Source organism: Streptomyces sp. NPDC032745 (genome assembly GCF_055579465.1).
On record NZ_JBVING010000009.1, the window covers coordinates 254768 to 278229 of the forward strand.

18 protein-coding genes and 6 pseudogenes are annotated in these 23462 nt (G+C 68.6%); 11 read left to right on the plus strand and 13 right to left on the minus strand.

The window, feature by feature from the left end:
- Nucleotides 1–125: 125 nt before the first annotated feature.
- A pseudogene (locus tag ACZ5WG_RS24400) lies at nucleotides 126–484 on the minus strand (glyceraldehyde-3-phosphate dehydrogenase); the annotation flags it as partial.
- A gap of 2 nt (nucleotides 485–486) precedes the next feature.
- On the opposite strand from ACZ5WG_RS24400, the pseudogene ACZ5WG_RS24405 reads away from it, so the two are divergent.
- Both ACZ5WG_RS24405 and ACZ5WG_RS24410 read left to right on the plus strand, forming a co-directional pair.
- Nucleotides 487–717, plus strand: a pseudogene (locus tag ACZ5WG_RS24405) (IS5/IS1182 family transposase); the annotation flags it as partial.
- A 331-nt stretch (nucleotides 718–1048) separates the two neighbouring features.
- Nucleotides 1049–1381, plus strand: coding sequence for a hypothetical protein (locus ACZ5WG_RS24410; RefSeq protein ID WP_468725877.1), 333 nt, complete (start codon nucleotides 1049–1051; stop codon nucleotides 1379–1381).
- Between the two features lie 1029 nt (nucleotides 1382–2410).
- On the opposite strand, the gene ACZ5WG_RS24415 is transcribed toward ACZ5WG_RS24410, so the two are convergent.
- The 3 genes from ACZ5WG_RS24415 to ACZ5WG_RS24425 all read right to left on the minus strand — a co-directional run bounded on the left by ACZ5WG_RS24415 (nucleotide 2411) and on the right by ACZ5WG_RS24425 (nucleotide 5488).
- Nucleotides 2411–3304 carry a phenylalanine 4-monooxygenase gene (locus tag ACZ5WG_RS24415; protein WP_468725879.1) on the minus strand — a complete coding sequence of 298 codons (894 nt, stop codon included), beginning with the start codon at nucleotides 3302–3304 and terminating at the stop codon, nucleotides 2411–2413.
- 505 nt (nucleotides 3305–3809) lie between these two features.
- Complete coding sequence (locus tag ACZ5WG_RS24420; RefSeq protein WP_468725880.1) at nucleotides 3810–4835, minus strand: hypothetical protein; 1026 nt, start codon at nucleotides 4833–4835, stop codon at nucleotides 3810–3812.
- Between the two features lie 506 nt (nucleotides 4836–5341).
- A complete protein-coding gene (locus ACZ5WG_RS24425) occupies nucleotides 5342–5488 on the minus strand; it encodes a hypothetical protein (RefSeq protein ID WP_468725882.1) in 147 nt (48 codons plus the stop codon).
- Nucleotides 5489–5806: 318 nt separating this feature from the next.
- On the opposite strand from ACZ5WG_RS24425, the pseudogene mobF reads away from it, so the two are divergent.
- Nucleotides 5807–7144 (plus strand): annotated as a pseudogene (gene mobF / locus ACZ5WG_RS24430) (MobF family relaxase); the annotation flags it as partial.
- 434 nt (nucleotides 7145–7578) lie between these two features.
- Here the strand turns inward: mobF and ACZ5WG_RS24435 are convergent.
- The 3 genes from ACZ5WG_RS24435 to ACZ5WG_RS24445 all read right to left on the minus strand — a co-directional run bounded on the left by ACZ5WG_RS24435 (nucleotide 7579) and on the right by ACZ5WG_RS24445 (nucleotide 12025).
- The gene (locus ACZ5WG_RS24435) at nucleotides 7579–9471 is read right to left on the minus strand and encodes a protein kinase domain-containing protein (protein ID WP_468725883.1); all 1893 of its coding nucleotides are present in this window, start codon (nucleotides 9469–9471) and stop codon (nucleotides 7579–7581) included.
- A gap of 451 nt (nucleotides 9472–9922) precedes the next feature.
- Entirely contained in the window at nucleotides 9923–10273 is a 351-nt protein-coding gene (locus ACZ5WG_RS24440; protein ID WP_468725885.1) for a transposase, read from the minus strand.
- 501 nt (nucleotides 10274–10774) lie between these two features.
- Nucleotides 10775–12025, minus strand: a complete 1251-nt coding sequence (locus ACZ5WG_RS24445) for an esterase/lipase family protein (protein ID WP_468725886.1) — start codon at nucleotides 12023–12025, stop codon at nucleotides 10775–10777.
- Nucleotides 12026–12708: 683 nt separating this feature from the next.
- Here ACZ5WG_RS24445 and ACZ5WG_RS24450 point away from each other — a divergent pair.
- From ACZ5WG_RS24450 to ACZ5WG_RS24470, 5 genes are all read left to right on the plus strand, one after another.
- The gene (locus ACZ5WG_RS24450; protein ID WP_468725887.1) at nucleotides 12709–12849 is read left to right on the plus strand and encodes a hypothetical protein; all 141 of its coding nucleotides are present in this window, start codon (nucleotides 12709–12711) and stop codon (nucleotides 12847–12849) included.
- Between the two features lie 163 nt (nucleotides 12850–13012).
- Nucleotides 13013–13225: a hypothetical protein gene (locus ACZ5WG_RS24455; protein ID WP_468725888.1), complete on the plus strand. Its 213-nt coding sequence runs from the start codon at nucleotides 13013–13015 to the stop codon at nucleotides 13223–13225.
- On the plus strand, nucleotides 13222–13497 hold the full coding sequence (locus ACZ5WG_RS24460; RefSeq protein ID WP_468725890.1) for a WhiB family transcriptional regulator: 276 nt from the start codon (nucleotides 13222–13224) through the stop codon (nucleotides 13495–13497). The genes ACZ5WG_RS24455 and ACZ5WG_RS24460 overlap by 4 nt, the downstream gene beginning before the upstream one ends.
- Nucleotides 13498–13633: 136 nt before the next feature.
- Nucleotides 13634–13759, plus strand: coding sequence for a hypothetical protein (locus ACZ5WG_RS24465; protein WP_468725891.1), 126 nt, complete (start codon nucleotides 13634–13636; stop codon nucleotides 13757–13759).
- Entirely contained in the window at nucleotides 13756–14304 is a 549-nt protein-coding gene (locus tag ACZ5WG_RS24470; RefSeq protein ID WP_468725982.1) for a hypothetical protein, read from the plus strand. Before ACZ5WG_RS24465 ends, ACZ5WG_RS24470 begins: the two co-directional genes overlap by 4 nt.
- Nucleotides 14305–14437: 133 nt before the next feature.
- On the opposite strand, the gene ACZ5WG_RS24475 is transcribed toward ACZ5WG_RS24470, so the two are convergent.
- From ACZ5WG_RS24475 to ACZ5WG_RS24490, 4 genes and pseudogenes are all read right to left on the minus strand, one after another.
- The gene (locus ACZ5WG_RS24475; protein ID WP_468725892.1) at nucleotides 14438–15742 is read right to left on the minus strand and encodes a M48 family metallopeptidase; all 1305 of its coding nucleotides are present in this window, start codon (nucleotides 15740–15742) and stop codon (nucleotides 14438–14440) included.
- A gap of 149 nt (nucleotides 15743–15891) precedes the next feature.
- A pseudogene (locus ACZ5WG_RS24480) lies at nucleotides 15892–17048 on the minus strand (helicase associated domain-containing protein); the annotation flags it as partial.
- Nucleotides 17049–17198: 150 nt separating this feature from the next.
- The gene (locus ACZ5WG_RS24485; RefSeq protein WP_468725894.1) at nucleotides 17199–17495 is read right to left on the minus strand and encodes a hypothetical protein; all 297 of its coding nucleotides are present in this window, start codon (nucleotides 17493–17495) and stop codon (nucleotides 17199–17201) included.
- A gap of 371 nt (nucleotides 17496–17866) precedes the next feature.
- On the minus strand, nucleotides 17867–18118 hold the full coding sequence (locus ACZ5WG_RS24490; RefSeq protein ID WP_468725895.1) for a CU044_2847 family protein: 252 nt from the start codon (nucleotides 18116–18118) through the stop codon (nucleotides 17867–17869).
- 94 nt (nucleotides 18119–18212) lie between these two features.
- Between ACZ5WG_RS24490 and ACZ5WG_RS24495 the strand changes: the two are divergent.
- Together ACZ5WG_RS24495 and ACZ5WG_RS24500 are read left to right on the plus strand one after the other, a co-directional pair.
- Nucleotides 18213–18843: pseudogene (locus ACZ5WG_RS24495) on the plus strand (IS5 family transposase); the annotation flags it as partial.
- A 136-nt stretch (nucleotides 18844–18979) separates the two neighbouring features.
- Nucleotides 18980–20998, plus strand: a complete 2019-nt coding sequence (locus tag ACZ5WG_RS24500; RefSeq protein WP_468725896.1) for an outer membrane protein assembly factor BamB family protein — start codon at nucleotides 18980–18982, stop codon at nucleotides 20996–20998.
- 551 nt (nucleotides 20999–21549) lie between these two features.
- Here ACZ5WG_RS24500 and ACZ5WG_RS24505 read toward each other — a convergent pair.
- Nucleotides 21550–22049 (minus strand): annotated as a pseudogene (locus ACZ5WG_RS24505) (IS5 family transposase); the annotation flags it as partial.
- Between the two features lie 66 nt (nucleotides 22050–22115).
- On the opposite strand from ACZ5WG_RS24505, the gene ACZ5WG_RS24510 reads away from it, so the two are divergent.
- The gene (locus ACZ5WG_RS24510; RefSeq protein ID WP_468725898.1) at nucleotides 22116–22277 is read left to right on the plus strand and encodes a hypothetical protein; all 162 of its coding nucleotides are present in this window, start codon (nucleotides 22116–22118) and stop codon (nucleotides 22275–22277) included.
- A gap of 246 nt (nucleotides 22278–22523) precedes the next feature.
- On the opposite strand, the gene ACZ5WG_RS24515 is transcribed toward ACZ5WG_RS24510, so the two are convergent.
- The gene (locus tag ACZ5WG_RS24515) at nucleotides 22524–23366 is read right to left on the minus strand and encodes an SAM-dependent methyltransferase (protein ID WP_468725900.1); all 843 of its coding nucleotides are present in this window, start codon (nucleotides 23364–23366) and stop codon (nucleotides 22524–22526) included.
- Nucleotides 23367–23462: the final 96 nt, after the last annotated feature.

The window sequence follows — 23462 nt, forward strand, 5'->3', positions numbered from 1 at the left end:
CGTCCACTTGTAATTCCGTCGGAGTTCAAGGTAGAGGCTCGACGCGGGGTGACGGAAACTGCCCCGCCCCCTGGAGCGAGGGCGGGGCAGTCGCGTGGGCGGTGCACGGCGCAGCGAGACCCGGGTCAGACCACCGGGGATGGGCAGGCCGGGTACTCGAGGCCCGAGACGTGCTGGACCACGCGGATGGCCTGGCAGGAGTAGCCGAAATCGTTGTCATACCGGCGGTAGAGGATCGCGGCGTCGCCGTCGACCTTGAGCGCGCCCGCGTCGATGATCGACGCGTGGCGGGAGCCGATGAAGTCGCTGGAGACCACGTCGGGTGCACTGGTGAAGCCGATCTGTCACTTGAGCGGCGAGTTCAGAGCGAGATATCACGGAGGTGGTCGACGACCTCCTCGCGAGTGGTTTCCCGGACGAGCCACAGGTTGAGGATCGCGATCGAGACGTTGGAGATCCGGGCGTTCAGGTCGGGCAGTGCCTTTAATCCGCGCGGTCATCCCACAGCCGTCCGACCAGATCGGTCACCGCCAACAGCGAGGCCGTCACGGCGGGCGCCCGCCGGGCTTCGACCGCGAGGCCTACAGGCAGCGGAACACCATCGAGCGGTGGATCAAACGTCTTAAACAGTGGCGCGGCCTGGCCACACGAACGGGCAAACTCGCCATCGCCTACCAGGCCGCACTCCACATCGTCGGCATCCTCATCTGGACCCGACGCTGGCCAAGAGACAGGACCTTGTCCCGCCAGGCACAGCCTGAGGATCCCGTATTTGAGCACCGTAGTTGGCCAGTCGGGCCAAATACGGTGCTCAGTCACAGCTGTGACTGAGCGCTTCACTTGGCGGGTGAGCGTTTGAGTTGGCGAGTGTCCTGCGAAACGGGATCTCGACTGGTTCCAACTCAAGGTTGGCCACAGCCCGCAGCTCCCTGGGACGGCCCGGTGCTGACGCCTGGACGGCTGCCTGGGCAGGATGAGTACGAAGACCTGCCGACCCTGAGTACGCCCGCGCAAGCGAACCGGCGGCCGGAGCCGCTTGGCTGTACCCATGCACGAGACGACTCCCTTCCTGACCACCGACCGCGCCGCCACGACCCCTGTCACCGACGTGGTGTTGCGGTGGGTCACGACCTTGGCGCTTGCCCTGATTCCGATGGCGTTTCTCTTCGGGGCCTTTGCCGGGATGGCCGCGGACGTTCATCCTCAAACCGTGGCGGTCGTCACGGTCTGCTGGTTTGGGTCCTGGACGGCTACTCCACTGCTCGTGGTGGCCTTCTGGCTGTGCCGGCGCCACCCCGCCCTGGCCAGGGCGGGCCGCTGGGCGGGGTGGGTCGCACCGGTCCCGCCGACGGTCACGATCCTGCTGGCCCTTGGCCTGTAAACGGCGGCCTTGCAGCGGGCGCGCATTGCCGCCCGCCGGTTCGTCAGCGAAGACCGGCCGTCTCGTGGGCGTTGCCCTTTGCTCACGTCGCCAAGTGAGCCGCTCACCCGCCAAGTGAAGCGCTCAGTCACAAGTGCCGTGGCCGATCGGCAACGGAGCATCCCTCGGGAGTCCCCGGGATGCGGCGATTGGTGTTGTGCACCGGTGCGGGCAGCGTATGGGCGGTAAGGGCCCTCAGCGAAGCGGATGCGCCTGCTCCAGATGTCGTCGATGCCCCTGAACGTGCTCTTCGCTTGGCTGGTGAGCAGGAGCCGGTCCGTGAAGCGGGCTTCCCGGCTGCTGGTCCTGGAAGGAGGCACGGCACGCCTGGAAGGGCCTCTACGAAGTGGACGGTGTCGCCGTCAGTGCCTGCACAGGTGTGACTGAGGTCCGTGCATGAGACGGATGTTTGGCGGCGCAGCGGGGCCGGGGGTTGCGCGCGTTGAATGGCGCCCTCAACGGCGGGTTCTGCCGCTGAGGGCGCCATTCGATGCGGTTTACGGGGCGGTGGCGTAGTCGGCGGCGATGGGTTCGAGGGTGACGACGTCGTCTTCGGGGCCGGCGACGAGGTCATTCCAGTCTGCGGGTGGGGTGTCTGGCGCTGTATGCGTCGGGGTGTTGGTGTGGTGGGTCGTTGCTTGTGGTGCTGGCTTCTGTGGTGCGGGCTGGGTTGGTGGTAGCAGGGTGACGGGCTGAGGCGGGGAGTAAGGACCGTGGGCTGGCGTTGGAGTACGCCGTGGGGTGGGACGACAGCGATCTGGTGCGCTGGTGCGCTGGCGGGTTCGACGGGCGGGTTCCCAGCCAGGAGGAGTGAGAGCAACACGGTGGTGGACTGGTCGGAGAGGATCTTCGCGGCGTTGTCCAGGCGGTGCAGCTGGTCGGCGGGCAGGGACAGGGCGAGCGCGTCTGCATGCTGCCAGCCGCCAGTTGGCTTTGTCGTCTCCCAGTGGCCTGGCGTCGGGGGCTTGTGCGCCGGTCGGTACCCCGGCATCAGCCGCCGTGCTGCGCTCGGGTGGTCGGTGTGCGTCCGAAGCGCGGTGCGCTGTCGTCGTCGAGCTGTTCGAGGAAGCGGCCCAGGGTGTCGGTGACCTCGTCCAGGCAGCGGGCGCTGAAGAGCACTGGCTGGTAGCCGCAGATGTCGTACTCGGTGGCGAGTATGGCGGGGATGTTCAGCGGACGGATCCGGGAGTGCCGCAGCCGGCGGATCTCCCCGTAGGACGAGAGCAGGGCCGCGCCGTACGCCTTGGGTTCCCCGCCTTCGTCGAGGATCCCGTATTCCAGGGTGAACCAGTACACGTCGCTGATCATCTGGAGGACGTCTTCGTCCTCGACCCGAATAGCCGCCTGCCCGATGAGGCGGTAGATGTCGGCGAAATCCGGCGAGGCCAGGTGGATCCCGTGACCGAAGACGTCATGGATGACGTCGGGCTCGGGCGTGAACAGCGGCACGGCAGGGTGGCGGACGAACTGCACGGCGTGGAAGTATCCGTCTGCCATCGACCCCAGGAAACGCTTGTTCTCGACCACGCCTCCCGCGAGGGTGAAGTCGAAGCCCGTCAACCGCCGCAGATGTGAGCCGACTTCGCCATGCTGCGGGATGTGGTCCGCGGGGATAGGGGCCTGACCCCTGGCGTCGAGGACGGCACGGCACGCGTGCTCGCGCTGGGCGGTCCACAGCGCCTGATGGACGATGCCCCAGGTCCGCTCCTCGGCCTCCGTGTAGTTCACCGGCGGTGACGGATCACCGACCCGGTGACTGCGGGCCCGAGCGGTGATGGCCCCGCGCCGCCGCAGGTAGCGGGGATCGCTGAGCCCGGGGTGCTCCACGGCCGCGCCCAGCCGGCCATCGGCCGCGACGGGCGTCCTCAGATGAACATCACTCACGAACCGATTGATTTCCATCGGCACGAAACGGCACACGCGGGAGCTTGGCCCAGCCGGCATCGCCCCTGCCGTGAGCGCGGATGGCCGAGAAGCGCTCCTTGACGGACCGATCGCCTGCCCACGACGGCGGAACCCAGCCGCGGGGCGGGACCACCGATTTCGCGCCTGGCCTGCCCAGACAGGACGCGGCCCGGATCGTCACCGCGATGACCCCGCCGTCCTGTGGACGCACCCTTGGCCACCGCTGGCAGCGGCGAGGGCCGCCGGTGGATCTGGAGCCAGCCGGTCATCACGTAACTGCCCTTCGTCCGCGGGAGAGTGCCTTGACCGGTTGATGTCGCCATCGTTTGACGACGGACGTGCGGGGCCGGCCCTGGGGTTGTTTTGAGGGCGTTCAGACTCTGCTGCGCAATTCCCGTAGGTCATGAGCTGATCACATCGCGAGGTGCCCCCTGGGAGCGCTCGGTCACTCACACGGGTCTGAGTGGCCGCACTCGTGCACGTGTCATGCCGGGGGCTTCTGCAGCCAGTCTGCTTCGGTGGTCCAGAACATTTGGCGCGCACCGAGGTAGTCGTGGGCGAATTCCGTGAACCGTTCGCGGGTGTACGGCTTACCGGTCTTGGGGTCTTTGGCGTTGATGTCGGGTTCCTGGACGGCCATCGCGACGAGGGGAAGGGCATCCTTGTATTCGTGGAGGAACTTGTAGGAGTTCTCCATCTGGTACTGCCGGTCCGGCAGGGTGTCCGGTCCTCCGATGCCGATCTTCTTGTCCCTGGCGAGGTCGAACATCTCCTTCATGCGCTTGTGGTCGTCGTCATCCGGCAGGAAGTTGATGTACTGGATGAACTGCGTCTTGGTGAAGACCTTCCTTCCGTAGCGCATGTTGTCGATCTCGGCATCGATGTAGGACTTCGAGGTGTACTTGGTCTGATCTTTCTTGGTGTCCACCTCGACCGCGGTCTCCGGAAGGTTCACCCCGGCGAGCTTGCCGTCGAACTTCTCCGCCATCGCCTTCAGCATGGCCTGGAAGTCTGCTCGCACGTCTTTGTTCCACTGCGCGGCCATGGCCCCATGGGTGGTGGGGTTGTCAGGGTTCTCATCGACCGTCGGCGCGACCCCGCCCTCGTCCTTCACATATTGGGGAACGTTGGCGTCCTTCATGGCTAGATCGAAGAACCGATCCTGAACCTGGACGAACAATTTCTTGTGGCGTTCCTGGAGATACTTCAGGGCATTGTCCAGCCGCGACCACTTGTACTCCCCCTTCTTCCCCTCAAGGGCCTTCCAGGGCACCACCACCTGTACGCCGCCGATGTCCGTACGGTCAATCATGGCCTTGCCCTTAGGGTCCTCGCCGGACGTGGCATCCTCGAATGCGCCGAGCGACATGTACAGATTGTCGGTCATCTTGCCGTGGGACACCGAGGCGGCCTTGTCTGGGGCGGAAGCCGCGACGGCCACCCCGACGGTGGCCGTCAAGGCCACGGCCGTGAGGACAACAGATCCGACTGCACCACGTTGCATCATCATGAACGAGACGCTAGGGGCACGTTCTAAGTGAAACATAAGAGCGTCCGTCGTCATCTGCCCGTTCCGCGCCTACACCGCCTACCGCGAGCGACTGGTCGCCGAGCACGGTCTTCGGTGGGCCGACTCCTCCACCCCGGCCTTCGTCGGCATCGACCGGCACGGCCGCATCACCGGCGGCCTGGTCCCCGACAGCGTCACCCGGGCCGTCAAACGCATCTCCGCCCGCGCCGGGGTGGCGATCTCCTGGACCTGCCACTCCCTGCGCATCGGCCTTGCCTCCACCGGCAGGAGGAAAGGCAAGGACGCCATCGCCATCGCCGATCAGGGAGGCTGGGCCCGCCACTCCCGCTCCATGTTCGGCTACATGCAGCGCGAGGACGGATGGGACGACAACGCCTCCGCCGGCCTGACCCGAGCGAGGCACCTGAGAAAACACAGATCAGCCGGGGTCGGACCTGTTGGCCCCAACAGGTCCGACCCCGGCCGATGGTGGTTCGACGACCCGCTCAGCGGTCGTAGCCGACGCGGAACGGGGGAAGTTCCCGCAGTGCCGCCGGGAGGTCGACGATCCCGTTCTGCAGGTACCAGACGTATACCCAGCGCAGGACCACGTTGCGGCGCAGCCTCCAACGGTCGCAGAACTGCGACAGCACGTCGCTGCCAGAAGTCCTCCCGCACCGAGACGAGGACTTTGCTCTCCGGGTAGGCGCTGAGCCCGATGCCGCACCCGTCGGGATCGCCCAGCTCCAGGGCGTCCGCGAGGATCAGCGCGGCGGCCCGGCTGGTGCCGCCCCCGTTGTAGCCCCACCCAAATCCACCGTCGTCCGGCTCGGGCAGCTCGCGGAGCAGCTGGACGTTCTCCCGCTGCGTCGGCCCGAACTCGGGCCTCTCGACGAGAAGCCGGGCCGGCTGCCACTCGGCGTCGAGGTCCGTACTGGACTCCGGCCCGTCCTGGATCCCGTGGTACGTCCGCACAGATCGCGTGGGCTCTCTGCGATGACAAGCACCGCATGGTGCTGGAGCCGTGTCAGGACATCGCCCGGGACAAGACGCTGGCGTGGCTGGAGGAGGCGGTAGCGGAGATCCGCTGGGGGAGTGGCGGCAAGCACAGCGCCCGGATCCAGGGCGGGCTGATCGTCGCCGTGTTCCGCCACTACGAGTCCCGATCCCGCGCATCACGGCCGTTCCTCCATGACCATGCGGTGGTGTCGATCCGGGCCCGGCGGCCGGACGGGAAGTGGGGGAACCGGTATCAGGACCGGATGCAGGCGCACATCGTGGCGGCCGGCACCCTGTACTCCCTCTACTTCATGGAGGAGGTCTCGGCCCGGCTCGGGTGGGCGTGGGAGCCGCGCGAGGTGACCGCAGGCAAAAGGCCGGTCATGGAGATCGCCGGGATCGACTGGGGGCTGACCGGCTGGCAGTCGACCCGCCGTCAGCAGATCGCGGACGCGGTGCCCGTCATCCTCGCCGACTACGAAGAGACGCAGGGGCACCCGCCGGGGGAGCGCGCCGCGTACGCGTTGAACCGGCAGGCCGCCGACCGGACCCGGCCGCCGAAGTGCAAGGAGCTGCGATCCCTGACCGAGCTGCGCGGCGGCTGGCGGAAGCCGGCGATCCGGGCGTACGGCGCCGACGTTATTGACCGGCTGGCGGAGCGGGCCCGGGTGGCGGCCGCAGCGGTGTGGGCGCGGGTTCGCCCGGTCGTCGACATAGCGCTGGCCGCCGTCGACGTCGCCGTGGTGTACGTGATGCGCGGCGCGTTCAAGCATCACCACCTCCTGGTCGAAGCCCGCCGCCACCTCGCCTATGTCATGCGCGGCCGGCCCCACCAGCCCGGCCTGGACGAGCAGATCGTGCAGACCGTCGTCGACGACTACACCCGCCCTGCCGGCCGGGGCCGGATGATGACCGCTGACCTGCGCGCCCTGTACCCGGACGACACCGAGGACCAGGCCGTGCTGCGCCCGCTGACCCGCGCCCGCACGAAGTCCCCGTACGAGCGGGCCCGACTTGCCGCCGGGGCGCTCACCGCCCGGGCCCACGCGGTACGCCGCGCGGATCGCCTGAACGTCCGTGCCCGGCCGCACACCCTCGAGTACCGGATCGACGGCCGGGCTGAAGTGGCCCGGCTCATCACAAGCCTGCTGGACCACCAGACGTACCCGGCTGAGGAACTTGCAGCGCTCTATGCGCGGCGGTGGGAGATCGAGCTGGTCTTCGACGAGACAAAACCCACCAGCGGGACAGGCCGGTCCTCAGGTCGCAGACCCCGGACGGGGTGCGTCAGGAGATCTTCGCCCACCTGACCGTCCACCACGCGACCCGGGAGCTCCTGGGTGAGGCGGCCCGCCTCACCCAGAGTCCTGCCGAGCGGACGTCATTCGTCCGGGCCCTGCATGTCGTCCGCCGCTCGGTGATCGCACCGTGCGGCTTTTCCCCCGCGGCCCAACGACGTGACCGCCGGCTCGGCCTCGCCGCGATCGCAGCAGCTCTGCTGCCACCACGACGCTCACATGACTGCCCGCGAAGGATCAAGTTGTGCATCACGCACTTCGCCAGCAAAGTGCCCGGTGAGCCAGCCAGCAGCCGACGAGCCCCAGTCGTGGTCACACTGCGCCACCGATGGCACGACCACTAACGCAACGGCATTGCCATCACTTCGACAGGGGGAGAAAATCATGCAACTCCGAAGGCCGGGCGCCCCATTGCGGGGCAGCCAAAACGGTAATGGGGGGCGGGGTCAGGGCCGGCCGGACGAGATCCAGACCTTCACCGTGCCGCCGGGGCTGATCCGAGCGAGGCTCGACGGCTCCTGCCGGACGACCTGCCCGGCGGGCCAGAGCGAGTCGGGGCCGGTGTGCTCCTCCAGCTTCAGGCCGGCGATCTCCACGCAGGCCCGGGCGTTCTGGATCGTGAGGAGTTCCAGCGAGGGGACCTTCGGCTGCTCGCTGGTGGTGTACAGGTCGCAGCCGGCCAGCTCGCCCACCGCCCTCGGGTCGCCGCCGGAGGAAATCCACACGGTGACTGTGCTGCCGATCAGCACGTCCTGGGACACCGGGTCCTGCTTGGAGACCTGGCCGGCCGGGGTGAGCGGGTCCTGAACGGTGCCGGCCTCGCGCAGCTGGAGGTGGGCGATCTCCGCGCAGACGCGCGCGTCGGCGGCGGTCCGCTGCTTCAGCCAGGGGATCGAGATTTTGTCGTGGTGCTTTTCGACCTCGCAGTTCTCCAGGTCGCCTTTGGCGCGCGGGTCGCCGCCGGTCGACACCCAGACCGTGACGGTGCTGCCCCGCTCGACCGACTTCGCGGTCACTGGTTCCTGGCGGTTGACCGTGTCCTTGTCGTATTTCGTCCCCGTGGTCGACTTCTGGTCGAGCTTCAGCCCGGCGATCTCGGCGCAGGTCGTGGCCTCGGCCGCTGACATGCCGGTGAACGACGGGGGATTGAAGTGGCCGCTCCAGGATGCGACCGGGTCGCACGAGGAGTACGGGCCGGTGGCGCGCGGATCCGACGTGTGCCCGCCGCCGCCAAACGAGAACCAGCCGCCGAGCGTGCTCGCCGCGACCACCATCGCCACTGCGGGGAAGGCGCCCCAGGCGAAGATCCGGAGCCTGCGGAGGGTCAGGATGTCGTGGGCGGAACGCGGGTGAACGGTCCAGCGGGTGGTTGTCGTGGGCCCGTCCGCGCCGCCGTTCGTCGTGACGGCTGGGCCGCCGGTACGGTCGGAACCGCCCAGGTCGGCGGTGACGGTGGGTGCGTTGTGCGTGCTGCCCGTGGTGTCGGTGGGCGCGGTTGCATCGACCGTAGTGGCAGTGGCAGTGGCAGTGGCGGCGAGCGTGGCCGGGCTGCCGGGGGCGGAGGCGATCCGGCGGACGTCCTCGGCCATGGCGGAGGCGCCCTCGTACCGGTCGGCGGGGTCCTTGCTCAGCGCGCGGGCGACGATGGCGTCCGCGGCGGCGGGAAGAGACGGATTGAATGAGGACGGCGCCGGCGCCGGCTGCTGCACATGCTGGTAGAGGATGCTCATCGTCGACTCGCCCTCGAACGGCGTACGCCCGGTGACCAGTTCGAACAGCATGCAGCCTACTGAGTACAGGTCGGAGCGGGCGTCGGCGGGCTGGCCGAGCGCCTGCTCGGGGGAGAGGTACTGCGGTGTGCCGAGGACGGTGCCGGTCCGGGTCATGGCGGTGCCATCCGACTGGAGCGCCCGGGCTATCCCGAAGTCCATCACCTTGATCGTGCCGTCGGCGGTGGTCATCACGTTGGCGGGCTTGATGTCGCGGTGGACGAGCCCCTGCCGGTGGCTGCAAGCCAGCGCGTCCAGGACGGCCGCGGTCACCGTCAGGGCCCGGTCCAACGGGATGCCACCGTGGGGCGCGTGATCTCGGATCAGCTCGCGCAGCGAGCGGCCCTGGACGTACTCCATCACCATGTACTGGACCGGCCCGTCCGGACCGCTGTCCTCGCCGCTGTCGTGCACGCCGACGATGTTCGGGTGGCTCAGCGCGGCCACCGCGCGGGCCTCGCGGCGGAAGCGCTCACGGAAGGAGGGATCGCGGGCCAGATCGGCGTGCAGCGTCTTGACCGCGACGGTGCGCCCCAGCACCGTATCGTGCGCACGATGGACGGACGCCATCCCACCCTCGCCCAAGGGAGCCCGCAGGACGTAACGGCCCTGTCCGACGGAATGGATAGGCCCGGTTTCGTGCACGTTCTCGGTCTCCTCGACGTCTCTCACCCACGCCCCCCGGCGCTGCCCCGTCCGGGCTCACCACGCGGGCGCGGGCCGTGCCGCCTCGCTGCGGTAATGCTCCTCAGCAGCTGTCACTTCCGCTCAGGGGCTGTACATGACAATACGACCGTACCTGGGGAGCGGGCGCCGCGTCGAATGCGTTCCGGGCTAGGTCTGTCAATCGAACGGCGAATCCAGGGCGGCGGTCTCGTTCGGGGAGTGTCCATGGGCCGTGACCGCTCGCCGAATGAGGCGTCCCCGGAGTGTGTGAGACACCCGGACGACCCGGCATATCCGCTGGACGCCGAAGGTCTCGGCGCGGGCGGAGACGAAGTCCCAGCGGTGGGCCTCCACTTCATCTCCTTGGCGAAATAGGCCGCTGCCCGGCGTAGGATCTCCCGCTCGAGTTCCTCTCCTTCTCCGCCTTGCGCAGTCGGCCGTTCTCCGCGCGCAGCCGGGCCAGTTCCTCGTCACGGCTCCCCACGCTCTGCTTGGGCGGGCTGTGATCGCGGCCCGCGTGGTCGTCGGCTTGGCGCACCCAGCTCCGCAGCGTCTCACCGGTCACCCCGACATCCGCCGCGACCGCCGCATATGTGCGCTTCCCGCCCGCTGCGCGATACAGCGCGACAGCGTCGTTCCTGAACTCCGCCGGATACGGAGACCTACGTCCCACCAGGACACCTTCCCGTGGATCAGCAAGATCCATTGTCGGAGCACACCACGGGGGTCGCCTCACCCTCCGTCACCACCGAATGTGAGACAGAGCCGTTCCTTTTGCAGTCCCCAAACGCAGCCTGAAACGGCACTAGGCACCGGTCACTGCTGGGGGCTGGGCAGCCTCGGGTCGTCGGGCGCGAGGGGTGCCGGCTGCTCCGGTCACGCCGAAAGCACGACGTCGGCTTCTTCGAGCACCATGACCGGTGTTGTCCTGTCCTGCGTAAGAGTGACCAGTCAGTGAAACCGGGTGTCAGCTGGTATCGGCCACGGATTGGATGGGGGACGTGGCACCCGGACGGCAGGTGTCTTCGAGCGGCGTCGTCTACTTCGGCGCTGAGGACGGCAATGTGTATGCGGTCGCTCCCTTGCACTCGCCGGACCGGTGCGCACGGCCACGTAGCTGTGACGGCGGCCGGACGGCTCGGTGACCGGATCCCGGGTCCCATCGGTCGTGCCAGGACCGGGAGCCGGTCATCGTCGTGGCAGGGGGCTATTCGCCCTGGAGCTTGGTCAGGATCCACTCGCCGAGTTCCTCGGTCATCAGTGTGTGTCCCTCGTTGTCACTGGCGCACATGAAGGCGTCGAGTTCGCTGTCGGCGGGGTCGATCTTGCTGTAAAGCGTGTCGTGGTCGTCGATGTCGCCGGCCGCCACTGCGCTGACGCTCGGGACGAACGTGCTCGTGTTGTAGGTGAGTTCGGCCGGCTGACCTTCGAGAAGCCCGGCCAGGAAGGCGGCGGTTCCGAAGTTTCCGGGGTGGCCCGGGAGGTTGTGCGCTTCGGGGAACAGGCCGCCGGGAGCGCCGTCGATGTCGGGCAGGCCGCTGGTGGTGATCTGGATCTCGGTGGTTCCGGCCTTCTTCAGGACGGCGACGACCTGTTCTCCCATGTTCTGCGTGTCCAGACGGGTGTCCGTCAGCTCCTGACCGGTGGTGCGCATCGCCGTCACGCCGGCCGGGATGTTGTTTCCGGCGCCGGTGCCCGCCCCGTTTCCGACACCGAGCCGACGTACGCCCTCGGGCCAGCTGCCGACCCGTTCGAGTTCGTTGAGGAAGTCGATGCGGGCCTGGTCCTGGCGGGCCTCGGCGCCGACGGTACCGATGTGCCAGCGCAGCAGTTCTCGGGCGGCCGGGCTGTTGACCAGCACGGAGAAGCTGCCGAGGAGTTCGCCGAACCCCGGGATCGAGCCCCAGTTGTCCTTCACCCAGTGCGCGAACGCCTGTACCCCGATGGGCAGCCAGGCGCCGCGGTGAGGGGTGTCGTAGGAGAGATAGGTCGAGGTCTGGTGGTCGTCACCGTCGTGATGCATCTTCGCGAGGGCGTAACGCGTGACCAGCCCACCCATACTGAAACCGCCGACCGTCAGCTTGGCGGTCCCTTCGCGGTCGTCGATCGCCTTCTTGATGCACTGGATCGCCACGCCGGCGTTGTCGATGATGGACGCGGACCGCTCCTCGAAGCCGAGAAGAACCAGGTCGAAGCCGGCCTCCCGCAGCGAGGAGACGAAGGGGTACTCGCCGTTCTCCAGGGCGTACCACAGGGCGTCGGGATCGCTCTTCCCGGCGGAGAAGCCGTCGGAGAGGATCACCGGCTTCCTGACCCGGCTCTGGCCCGGCGTGCTGTAGAACACCCAGGCGGTTCCCCCTTCGAGTGGCCACGTGGCGTCCCACGGGGAAGTCCTCGGGTACGCGGGCTGAGCGCCAGGCATGGCGTTGTCCCAGATGCTCACAACAGGCATGGACATGAATCCAGCTCCTTCCTCTCGTGGTGCGGCCGGGCTGCGCCACCCGTGAGGCCGCCGCTTTCAGGCGAAAGCGGAACCTATAATTGCGAGGCTGAGATCCCGCTACCAGCGAATCCACACCACTTCACTCTTTCGACCCGACGCCCTTTCCGTGCAGGTCACAGGGCTGACAGGGAAGAAACGATGATGCGGGCCCGTGGCCCGGGAGCATTCGGCCGGGCGTGAAGCACGGCTGAGAGACGGCTTCGAGCGCCCCACGGCATTACGGGCATATCGTGATTCTGGTCAGCCGTGGGCGTCTACCAGAAGAAGGTGACCGCGATGCGCATAGTGGTCAGTGGCCGGGTGTGCACAAGGCATTGTGGTCAAGGGCGCGGACCAGCCCTACCGGCCCTCGGTGCGCGGCTGGTACAAGATCCGCCGCCGCGACACCACCGAAGCGATCATCGGCGCCATCACGGGCGTCCTGACCCGCCCCCAGCTCCTCGTCCTCGGCCGCCACGACCCCGCGGGCCGGCTGCGCGCGGTCGGCTGGACGGTACCGCTGCGCCCGGACTCGTCCCTGCAGGTTGCCGAGCACTTGGCCCCGGGCGGCCCCGGGCATCCGTGGACGGGGGTCCGCTTCGCCGCGGCGTGGGGCAGTCGTGACGTCCCGGACGCGGTCTTGGTCCGACCCGGACCTAGTGGCAGAGATCAGTGCCGACCGGGCCGTCGACCACAGCGGGGTCTTCCGCCACCCGCTGCGGTTCAAGCGGCTGCGCCTGGACGTGACGATGGAGGACGTGCCGGGTTTCGGGGCCGGTCCGGCTGCGGTCGCCGGGTGAGCGGTCGGCGGATGCCGGCCGGGCTGCTGCGCGGAGGCTGCGGCAGAAGTCTGCCGAGGGGCCGGGGTTTCCGCGGCCGACCTGGGTCCGCCGCCCTGACACCGACGAGGACGACATCCCCATCCGGCGCCTGTACGTCCTCCAGCGCATCGGCGCCACCGTCGTGGTCGCCGACCTCGACCTCGACGACGACCCCGGCGCCTGCACCAACGACGGCCTGCAGCGCGACCACCTGGGCCTCGGCGACGAAGAGCAGGGCGCCGTGGTCGACGTCGACCTGCTGAACCTGTACGACCTCACGGCGTGGGAGCCCTTCGAGCACCTGCTGCCCGCCGCCGCCATCCCGGCCGCCGGCGCCAGGGGGGTGGGGGAGTGACCGCCGCCGACCTCGCCCCGTGGCCGCGGTTGACCGGCAGCGAACCGTACCGGGCGCCGCCGGCTGACCCCGAGGACTGGACCGGGACCCCGAAGCAGCGACTGAACGGCCAGATGGCCTGCCTCAGTGCATGCCCCGAGGCCACCCGCAAGCAGTGCCTGGCCTGGGCCCTGGACCACCCGAGCCGCGCCGGATCCGGGATCTGGGCCGGCACGACCCTCAGCGACCGCCGCCGGCTGCGCGCCGAGCGCCGCGCCGCCGCCACGGCCTAACGGCCAGCACCCCCCGCTCACCGTCCGGTACAGGGCCTCTCCCCGTACCGGACGGACGGCACCCAACCTCTCCCGCACACCCGGGCACACCCGGCCCCGGCCGGCAGTCCGCCCGCACGCTCGGAAGGGAGCACCGATGAGGCTCCGTACGGATCTCGCCCCGCTCGCGGCCGCCGTCACCGACGCCGCCCGCGCCCTGCCCGCCCGGCCCCCGTCCCCGCCCTCGCCGCGATCCGGCTGGACGCCACCACCAGCGTCCTGACCGTCGCCGCCTTCGACTACGAGACCAGCGCCCATGCCACTGTGGACGCCGAGATCACCACGCCGGGTACCGTCCTGGTCTCCGGCCACCTCCTCGCCGACATCACCCGCACGATCAAGGGCACCCACCCGGTCGACCTTGAATTCGACGGCGCCCGCCTGCTCCTGACCTCCGGACCCACCCGCTACACCCTGCACACCCCCCCGCTGGAGGAGTACCCCACCCTGATCCTCGCGTCGCGGGTCCAGCTGACCGCGGCGCAGACGATGAGCGAACTGCACGACCTGATCGCCACCACCACACGCGGCATCGACTTCGACGCCCGAATTATCGGCCCCGACATCGCCCTGGAGGTCATGGTCGGCAAGCGCCGAGACCTGGCCCTGCACGATGACCACCTGACCGGCCTGACCCGGCTCCTGCTGGACGTCGGCGAGATCATCGGCACGTCCGGGATAGCCCGCTCGGGACACTGCGCGCATTGCGGCGGGAGTGGGGAGGCCCGCCCTCTGTGGGGCGCTGAAGGCCGGGCAAGCCTAAGGTGAGCCTGGGCAAGCCACCCGCGAACGGCGGCTTGCCCACCTCACGCGCCCCTCGATGCCAGCTGGCGCGTCCTCTTCGACGTCGTCCTCGCTGCCGGTGCCCGACCCGCCGGTGGTTGGGACGCGGTCGGCAGGGTCAGCCTGCGTAGTCGCGAATGACGCGGCGGGCCAGGGCGGCGCGGGCCGGGGCCAGTTCCTGCGCCACCGCCGCGGCACGGTCCTCGTCGTGCGTGACCTGCGCCGTGTACGGGCCGCCCGCCGCGGCACACCGGCGGCGCAGGTGGGTCGGCGGGTGCGTGCTGTCCACGCTGTGCCCGCGCCGGGCCGCGACCCGGCGCAGCCGCTCGTACTCGTGCTCCGGCACGGCGGCCATGCGCGCGGCCAGCCGCTCCCACAGCCCGCGTTCCGCCGCGTCGCGTGCCTCGCGGCCGGCCGAGCCGCCCTGCATCTGGGCGGCCACCGACTCCCGGCGCAGCTCGGGGCCTACCGCCTGACTGACCAGCACGCGGTCCAGCAAACCGACGGCTGCTTCCGTGGACCCGGCCCTGGCCGCGCTGACGTCGGCCAGGTACTCGGCGCGCTGCGAGGCGCGCAGCGTCAGGTGGTCGAGGAGTATGAGCAGTCCGTACGTTGTCCACCGGGGCAGGAACGTCACCGCGTTCACGAACCGGTCCATCAGCCTCTTCGGCCGGCTCGGCGCCAGCATGTAGAACCAGGTGGACAGCGCGTGCAGCGCTCCGCCCGTGACGATGCCGCGCCGGGTGTCCCCGTGGGCGAAGTGCCCCAGCTCGTGGCCCAGCAGCGCCACCCGTTCCTGTGGCGGGAGGATCTCCCACAGTCCGAGGCCCAGGATCATCATGCGCCGCGCCCGCAGGCCGTACGTGGTCACCGCCGCGTTGGCCTCGGGGGTCACCACCACAGCGTGCACCCCGGCCGTCCCGACGGCGGTCCCCACCTCGTCGATCAGCTCGAACAGCCGTGGCGCGTCGGCGCGGTACAGCACCGGCGCGTCCTTCGGGAGCCGTGCGGGGCGCGGCCGCAGCACCGCCGCGAGCCCGAGCAGCAGCGCGCCCACCACGGGCTGCACGCCGGTGTCCCAGCCCAGTACCACCAGCAGTATCCCCGCCACTGCCAGCACCACAGTCACCCCGTGCACCACCAGGGAGAGCCCGAACGCCGCCAGGGTCGCGGCATCGCGCCCCACGGGCGCGCTCCGGCCCCCGCCCTGCTCCATCTCGGCCGCGAGCTGCTCCCCGTACTCGTGTGCCAGTCTGCGCCGCGCGGCCGGGATCCGGCCCGGCTCGGGGTCCTGTGCGCCCGGATCCACGTTCCAGTCGCCCGCGGCGCACCAGTCGACGTACCTCTCGTCCACCGGAACCGGTGCCCGGCACTCCGGGCACTCCCGAACGGACGTCGCCTCTGCGGCGCTTCTGCTTTCCACGGTTCCCTCCCCTCCACGGACCGGAAGGCCCGCGGTCCGGGCAGGATAGGACGCCCGCGCCCAGCCCGCGCAACTCAGGCTGGCCTGCACCGTTTACGCGCGCGAGCGTGGTGATCTTGTGCCCAGCCCTTCGACGAGGTGGAGAAGCGCTATCCCGCCCATTCCACCCCGAGTTCAAGGAGCGAGGTGCGCTGCTCGGGAGTGAGTTTGTCGCGGCGGGTTTGGGTGTTGGTGGTCCACACGCCCAGCTTCACGAGCGCCGGGGTGTCCTCGCCTTCGACCATGATCTGTTCTGTGTGGCTGCGGGGGATGCGGTGGTGGCCTTCGCGGGCGATGTACTGCGCGAGGGCAGTCAGGCCTCGCTGGAAGGCTGCTGACGTCTTCCCTCCGCCTCCGGACGTCGTGGCCGCAGCGGGCCTTTCAGCGGGCTTGATGCCCAGCGCCGTCAGTCGCTGCGTCTGCTGCTCCTTCGACACCCGGCCCAGGGGTTCGCCTGTCGCTGGAGCCGGCGTCCGAGGTCGTCGCGCTCGAAGAGGACGCCGGGCTGGATGTCGGGGAGCACTCCGCTGGCTTCGGTATCGGCCAGGGCGGCGAGGATCCGGTAGTGCCGCTGCCAGTCCAGCGGCCAGGGGCATTTCCAGTCCTTGTCGGTTGCAGCGAGCTGCGCGGCCCAGGTGGTCGCAGTCTCTTCGCTTATGCCGAGGCCGCCGGTACGCCGTAGGTTCGCCATCAGCTGTCCGATCGCGAGTTGCTCGCCGTCCTCACCCAGATGACGGCGTGTCGGCGAACGACGGCTTCGACTCCGCGCTCGCCGGAGATGTCGACGCCTTCCCCGAGGATGCGCACGGAGGCGAGGAACGCCCGGTGCACGAGGTGTCCGGTCGCGTCGAGGCCGTTGGCGAACTGGCGGAGGACCTCGCGCCGCTCGGTGACGAGGTGGTTGCCAGACAGCCACGCGGACCAGACGCGGTTGGGCGGGACGTGGCGGCCCGCTTCCAGCTTGTAGAACTCGGCGTCGATTGACGACTTCGGCAGCGTCTCCGCCTTCGCCAGCTCCGAGTCGGAGGCGTCGGTCAGATACAGCTCGGCGGTGGTGCGGCAGCTGGTCCGCGAACGCGCGGGCCTCCTCAGCCTTCTGGTGGAAGGTCATGACGGTACGCACGGTGCGCGCGGCGGCGTGCTCCAGGAGTGCTGTCTGCAGCAGCGCGAGGCGCCGGCTCCGCAACGCCTCCTCCGACAGCCCGAGCACGGGTGAGGAGTCGCGGAACTCGAGGACGTCGATCTCGAACCCGGCGAGGATGCCCTGATGCCGATCTCGAATTCTGGCTCTGACCGTGGTTTCGTGAGCAGTCTGACGGCGGTGAGCAATCACGTACGAGGACAGGAAGGCGCAAGCCTCTTGGTCGACCTGCCGCAGACACTTCCTGTGCTCGCCCATGCCGGTCAGTCTTCGTGTCTACCACGCGTTCCAGAGCCCGCCGTGACGGTGGCGCACCGGAGGGATATCTGCGCCGTCAAGGTCGTGGCCGGCGTGGTGCAGTCCGCGGATTCGCTGAGCTTCGAGTCGACCCTGGAGCCGAGCCCGGCCTTCAGCCGTAGCGATCTCGGTCGAGAGCGAGGCATCTCTGCAGTCGAGCACCATCCACTGCCAGGAGGTGATCTGGCGCAGCGTCTTCGTCGGGACAGGACGACGGCCTTCGCGGGCGGCCTGGGCCAGTTCGGCGTGCGTGTAGCGCAGGTCGTACAGGGACATGGACTCCGAAGAGCCGTCTTGGACGCGGAGTTGCCTGGGAGTCGTGCGGACGGTTCGGGACATCGAGAGCCTCCGTAGGGCCCTCTGGGCTTTCCAGAGGTACCTACGGGGGGTGCGTAGTGGTCAGCACGACTCAGCCCCCTCGTCGGTCGGACGATCTACCCGCAGTACAGTAGCCGCGCGGAGGCCTGGAGGCCGGGATTTTCACCAGCACCCTGGCCCAACCAGCAACTCTGGTCGCCGCGGTCTCCGTCCGGGGGCGTGCCGGTGATGTCCATGGGATCAGTCCGCGTGCGAATCCGCATCAGGGTGGCTGCTCTTCCTCCACGCCATCGTCACGCGGCGGTGCCAGTTGGCACTGCTCTTGGTAATCACGGCCCCGGCCTCGAACGCGAGGTCGACGCGAACTCGACCGTGATCGCGTCGGGGCCTGCCTTGCGTAGCTGGTCGAGCATGGCACTCGCGGCCTCCGTCACCGGACCAAGGGCCGCTTGCAGGTTGCCGGGGATTTCGTGGATGCGGTCGCCGACGAGGCCGGCCTTCACTGGCCCGTCTGCCGCCGCCGGAGCCTCCACCAGCAGGGAGCCTCCATTCGCCAACGGAATCCGAGCCAAATGGGTCAAGGCTCCTCCCGTCTCCCGCTTTCCCGTGGCCTCACTGATCGTTTCAGAATGAGTTGAGCTGTGGGTCTTGCGCTCGGTGATCTTGGTCGGCAGGGTGTTCCGAGTTCATGCTGATCTTGTTCCGGATGACCTGTGGGAGCGGGTGGCTCCGCTGCTGCCGTCCGCTCCCGAACGGCGCCGTCGCTACCCGGGTCGACTTCGGGTTCCGGACCGGGCGGCCCTCGCGGGCGTCATGTACGTGCTGCGGACCGGTGTCGCCTGGCGCGATGTTCCGGCCGAGACCGTGGGCTGCTCCGGGGTGACGGCCTGGCGCCGGCTGCGGGACTGGACCGAGACCGGCGTCTGGCCACGCCTGCATCCCGCCCTGCTGGCCGAACTGCGCCGCGCTGACCTTCTAGGCCTGGACGACTGCTGGACGGGTCGCATGTCCGGGCCCTGAAAGGGGGGATCACGTCGGTCCCTCGCCCGTCGACCGTGCCCGTCGCGGCTCCAAACACCATCTGATCGTCGACCGCCACGGCACACCGCTTGCTGTCACGCTCACCGGTGGGAACCGACATGACGTCACCCAGTTGCTGCCGCTGCTGGACGCCGTCCCAGCGATTCGGGGCCTGCGAGGACGCCCCCGCCGCAAGCCCCGGCGTCTGTATGCCGATCGGGGCTACGACTTCGACAAGTACCGTCGTCTGCTGTGGCCCTGCCACCGCCTCCGGCATGTCGCCCCTCCTCCGGATCTCATCTTGAAACCATCGGTTAGGCGATTGCCTCGTCCTCACCCACGTGAGGTCCCTCCCTTCCCGTCGCTTGATGCGCGCGCGGCTGGGGGATCCATCATTTGGCGGACGGCGTCCCTGAAGGTGAATGAGGCAGTGCCGGACAGCAGCCCGTGACGGGCTGCAAAGGGGGTATGGGGTGGCAGCGTTGGAGGCATTGAGGCCGGGAGACCCGCAGCAGGTGGGGCGCTACAAGATCGTGGCTCGGCTAGGGGCTGGAGGCATGGGCCAGGTGTACCTCGGGCGCTCGCCCGGCGGACGCCCGGTCGCCGTGAAAGTGGTGCGTCCCGAGCTGGCGAGGGATGACGAGTTCCGGCGGCGCTTCAGGCGAGAGGTGACGGCAGCTCAGCAGGTCAACGGGGCTTTTACCGCTGGCGTGGTCGACGCTGACCCGGACGGTTCGCCGGCCTGGCTGGCCACCGTCTACGTACCGGGTCCCTCCCTGGGTGAGGTACTCGCTGCTCACGGGCCGTGGCCGCTTCACTCGGTACTCGCCCTTGCCTCAGGACTGGTTGAGGCGCTCGGGGTCATCCACGCGGCCGGGGTCATCCACCGTGACCTCAAGCCGTCCAACGTACTCCTTGCTGCAGACGGGCCGAAGATCATTGACTTCGGCATCTCGGTGGCTTTGGAGGCTAGTACGTTGACCCGGCCTGGCGTGCTGGTCGGCACTCCTGGCTATATGTCTCCCGAGCAGATCCTCGGTCAGCGGGTGAGCCCGGCCAGCGATGTCTTCGCCCTCGGGGCGGTCCTGACCTACACGGCCACCGGCGTCAGTGCCTTCGGGCCCGGCAGCTCGAGCGCGCTGTGTTTGCGCACCGTCCATGAGGAGCCAGACCTCGGTGCCCTCCCGGGCGAGCTTCGTGATGTCGTTGCTGCCTGCCTGGCAAAGGATCCAGGTCAGCGCCCGACCGTCGACACACTGCTCGACCAGCTGACCAGCTCACGCGTCACTGAAGAAAACGGGCAGGTCCTCAACCCAACACTTCTCATGACAAAGCCGAGCTGGATGCCTGACCGGGTCGCCCAGCTCGTTCAGGAGAGCGCTCCCTCCTCACCTGCGCCTGGCACGCAAGCCACGGCGACTAGGGGAGGCAAACGGGGTACGAAGAATTGGTCCTACGCCTGTACGCCCACGGGCTTCTGGATCACCCCTCAAGCCAGGTACCGCGGCTCAGCCGTGGCTGACGGTCTCGTGTTCTACAGCGGCGGGGCTCTGTATGCGGTGGATTCGACGAGCGGGGACCTGCGCTGGGCACACACTCCGGAAGGAAGGGTTTGGTCGTCACCTGCTGTGGCCGGCGGGGCCGTCTACTTCGGCTGTGACGACGGCAGGCTGCATGCGGTGGACGCGAGGAGCGGTGCGAAGCGCTGGTCCTTCTTGACCGCGGGAAAGGTGCGCTCGTCGCCGACCGTGGCCGACGGCGTAGTCTACGTAGGCAGCGACGACCACGGACTCCACACCGTGAACGCGGACACCGGGGAGCCGCGCTGGTCCTTCGAAGCCGGCTTCGATGTGCGCTCGTCTCCGACGCTGGTCGACGGCGTCGTCTATTTCGGCAGTGACGACGGCAGCCTGTACGCGGTGGACGCGAAGAGCGGTGAGAAGCGCTGGTCGTTCTCTACAGGCAGGAAGGTGCGCTCGTCGCCAACGGTGGTCGGCGGCGTTGTCTACGTAGGCAGCGACAACGGCAAGCTTCACGCGCTGGACACGACCACCGGACGACAGCTCTGGTCCTTCCACACCAAGGCCCGGTTGCGCTCATCGCCAGCAGTAGCCGCCGGCATCGTCTACGTCGGCGCCGACAGTGTGCCGAAGATCTTCGATGTGGATGTGCCGCCCAAGCTGTACGCCATCGATGCGGCCACGGGACGTGAACGCTGGTCCTACGTTCCCAGCCCTTCTCACGGCGGAGAGGTACTCTCGCCTGCGGTGGCCGGTGGCATCGTCTACGCCGCGACCCGTGTAGGGCTCTGGGCGTTGCAGGCGGATACTGGGCTGCAGCATTGGGTTCTTTCTATGAGCGCGTACACGTCGCCGGTGGTCGCCGACGGCGTCGTGTACCTCTCCGATAGTTCCAACGCCCTCCATGCCGTCCAGACATGAAGCGACCACGGCGCTGAAGGTCACGGCTATGCCATTGACGGCTGTCTCGCAGGCACCGGCTTGGCCTTGGCTGCGCAATCGTCAAAGGCTGCCGAAGAAGCGGTGCCACCAGGTAGGTCGCTGAACATGCCAGGACAGCTGGCTCGGCCCGACGTAGTCGCTCTCCAGTAGCTCCTCGGGAACGGTTGCGTTCCCGAGGTTGGCCAACGTCCCCTTGACCTTGTCCAGGTCCGCAGCGTCCAACTCGCCCGCGGCTTGTGCTTCCCCAATGCCCAGGGAGGTGCCGGGTTGTCGGCGCAGACCAGTGCCAGGGAGCCGAACTTGCTCACGCAGACAACGATCCGGGTTCCGCACACAGTCGCATCAGCCGGCACGGTGACCCGCCCGTACTCACTGGAGTCCTGCGTAACCCGCTCGCTGACACATGCCGCGGCGAAGTCGTTCCTCGAGCCGCGCCACCAGGACGATAAACAGCGCGCCAATCTCGCCACGGTCGTAGCCCCGGAGCCGCTCCAGCCACTCGGGATCACCGAGCTCGCGCAACAAGGACACCACTGGCCAGGCGTGATAACAAACCCGAGTGGGCGGCGCGCCCACCGTCATCAGCAAGGTGGATCTTGCAAGTCAGCCCGCCTCGCGAGCGTCCCAGAGCCTCATCAGAGCGGTGACGCGTCGGTTCCCTTCGCTGACCGGGGATCTTCGGGGTGTGAGTGGAGGCACCGGCCGCGTGCTGATGAGCGCGGCAGGTCGTGGAGCCGACGCTGACCATGCTCCAGTCGATCCGGCCTCCGGCATCGGCGTCGGCCTGGACAGTCCGCAGGATCTTCTCCCACGTGCCGTCCGCCGACCACCTGCGATGACGGTCGTGAACCGTCTTCCACCTGCCGAAGCGGGACGGCAGATCACGCCATGGGAGGCTCATGCGCTGCCGGAACAGAATTCCGTTGATCACACGACGGTGGCATTGCCAGTGTCCACCCCGCCCGCGATTCGCCGGCAAGTGCGGCTCCAGCCGAGCCCACTCTTCATCCGAGAGATCCCCCCGCCCCATGTCTCACGGAACGAGTTCCCAGGCGGAGTGTCACGCGACCCACGACCCATCGGACAGGACCTAGTCATGTTCCTCAACCAGCTTCGCCGGCCAAGCCAGGACTTCGGCGCTCTCGGGCTTGGCCAGCTGAGAAACCGGCTGAACTGCCTGACGTTGCGGATGTATTGCCGGGAAGCGGGCTCGATTGGCGTGCAGCGCGAGCGCCGCTGCGGGAACTACCGAACCTGAACGCGGCGACAGCCTCCCAGCAATGGCACTTCACCCAGTAGTAGCCCTACCGGCCACCGCTCCGGCGCGAGCCGTGCAAAACCCGCGCCGGGGGCGGAGCCATGACCGCAGCCAGGCGCGTTCCGTCCCAAGCCGTGGTCGGCAGGCGTCGGCCGGCCCCGGCTCCTCGTCGTCGGCGGCCACGACCACTGCGGCCGGAGCACAGTGTGGCGTCGGGGTTTTGCGGTGGGGGCTCTGGTGGTGTGGTCAGGGACGGTGGGAGTGGAAGATTCCCCAGCTGGTCAGGTTGTTGCGACAGGCGTCTACCCAGAGCGGCAGGTTCTCCAGAAGAGCTTCCAGGTAGGCGGGACTGATGAGGTCCTGGAGTTCTTTTGCTCGCTGCCGTGTTTCTTCGGTGAGGCGAAGGTAATGGGTGAGCATCTGCCTGCTGCGGTCGTCGAAGTCGATGGAGGTCAGCCCGAGGTCGGTGAGCTGTTGCCGGTAGAAGGCCGGGGTGGCGAATTCGTTCACTCCGAGGCGGCCGATGACCGCCCGCAGAGCTTCCGCGGGGGTGGTGTCGGCTGCCATCAGGTCGGTGAAGACCAGGTCACCGCGGGGGTGCAGGACGCGGACGGCTTCGGCGAGGAGGCCCGGCCGGTTTCCGCTGTGGCAGAAGGCCTCCTGCGACCAGACGACGTCGAAGTGCCCGGCCGGGTAGGGAATGTTCTGGAAGGATCCGGTGACGACGTCGATGAGTCCGTCCAGGCCGCGCTCGGCGTTGGTCCTGCGATGGCGCTCGTTCTGTGCTTCGCTGATGTTCAAGGCGACGACCTGGCAGCCGAACCTCTCGGCCAGGTAGCGGGCCGGGCCGCCGTATCCCGAGCCCAGGTCCAGCACCGTGCAGCCCGGCCCGAGACGGTCGGCGATCTTGGCCGCTGCGATTTCCACGGTCCGGCGGGAGGCGGCCGCGACCGGCTCCCGGGGGTCGGTGTAGATGCCGGTGTGGATGTCCTCGCCACCCCACACCGTGTCGTAGAAAGCGTCGACGTCACTCATGCCGTAGTAGCGGGCCGCTGCCTCAGAGGCCCTGGCCGCACTGTCAAGACTCATCGCTGCTGCCCTCGGTCGGTCGGGCTCCGCCGCCACAACCGGCGCAGAGGTACTGAGAGTGACGGTAGCCGGGCCTGCCACAAGAAATCAGGAACG

What these genes read in the sequence shown, in the direction of transcription:
- ACZ5WG_RS24410 (WP_468725877.1), top strand. Translation starts at nt 1,049, where the DNA reads ATGCACGAGACGACTCCCTTCCTGACCACCGACCGCGCCGCCACGACC.
- ACZ5WG_RS24420 (WP_468725880.1), bottom strand. Translation starts at nt 4,835, where the DNA reads ATGATGATGCAACGTGGTGCAGTCGGATCTGTTGTCCTCACGGCCGTG.
- ACZ5WG_RS24435 (WP_468725883.1), bottom strand. Translation starts at nt 9,471, where the DNA reads ATGGCGTCCGTCCATCGTGCGCACGATACGGTGCTGGGGCGCACCGTC.
- ACZ5WG_RS24440 (WP_468725885.1), bottom strand. Translation starts at nt 10,273, where the DNA reads ATGGATCTTGCTGATCCACGGGAAGGTGTCCTGGTGGGACGTAGGTCT.
- ACZ5WG_RS24445 (WP_468725886.1), bottom strand. Translation starts at nt 12,025, where the DNA reads ATGTCCATGCCTGTTGTGAGCATCTGGGACAACGCCATGCCTGGCGCT.
- ACZ5WG_RS24465 (WP_468725891.1), top strand. Translation starts at nt 13,634, where the DNA reads ATGAGGCTCCGTACGGATCTCGCCCCGCTCGCGGCCGCCGTCACCGAC.
- ACZ5WG_RS24485 (WP_468725894.1), bottom strand. Translation starts at nt 17,495, where the DNA reads ATGTCCCTGTACGACCTGCGCTACACGCACGCCGAACTGGCCCAGGCC.
- ACZ5WG_RS24500 (WP_468725896.1), top strand. Translation starts at nt 18,980, where the DNA reads ATGAGGCAGTGCCGGACAGCAGCCCGTGACGGGCTGCAAAGGGGGTAT.
- ACZ5WG_RS24510 (WP_468725898.1), top strand. Translation starts at nt 22,116, where the DNA reads ATGTTCCTCAACCAGCTTCGCCGGCCAAGCCAGGACTTCGGCGCTCTC.
- ACZ5WG_RS24515 (WP_468725900.1), bottom strand. Translation starts at nt 23,366, where the DNA reads ATGAGTCTTGACAGTGCGGCCAGGGCCTCTGAGGCAGCGGCCCGCTAC.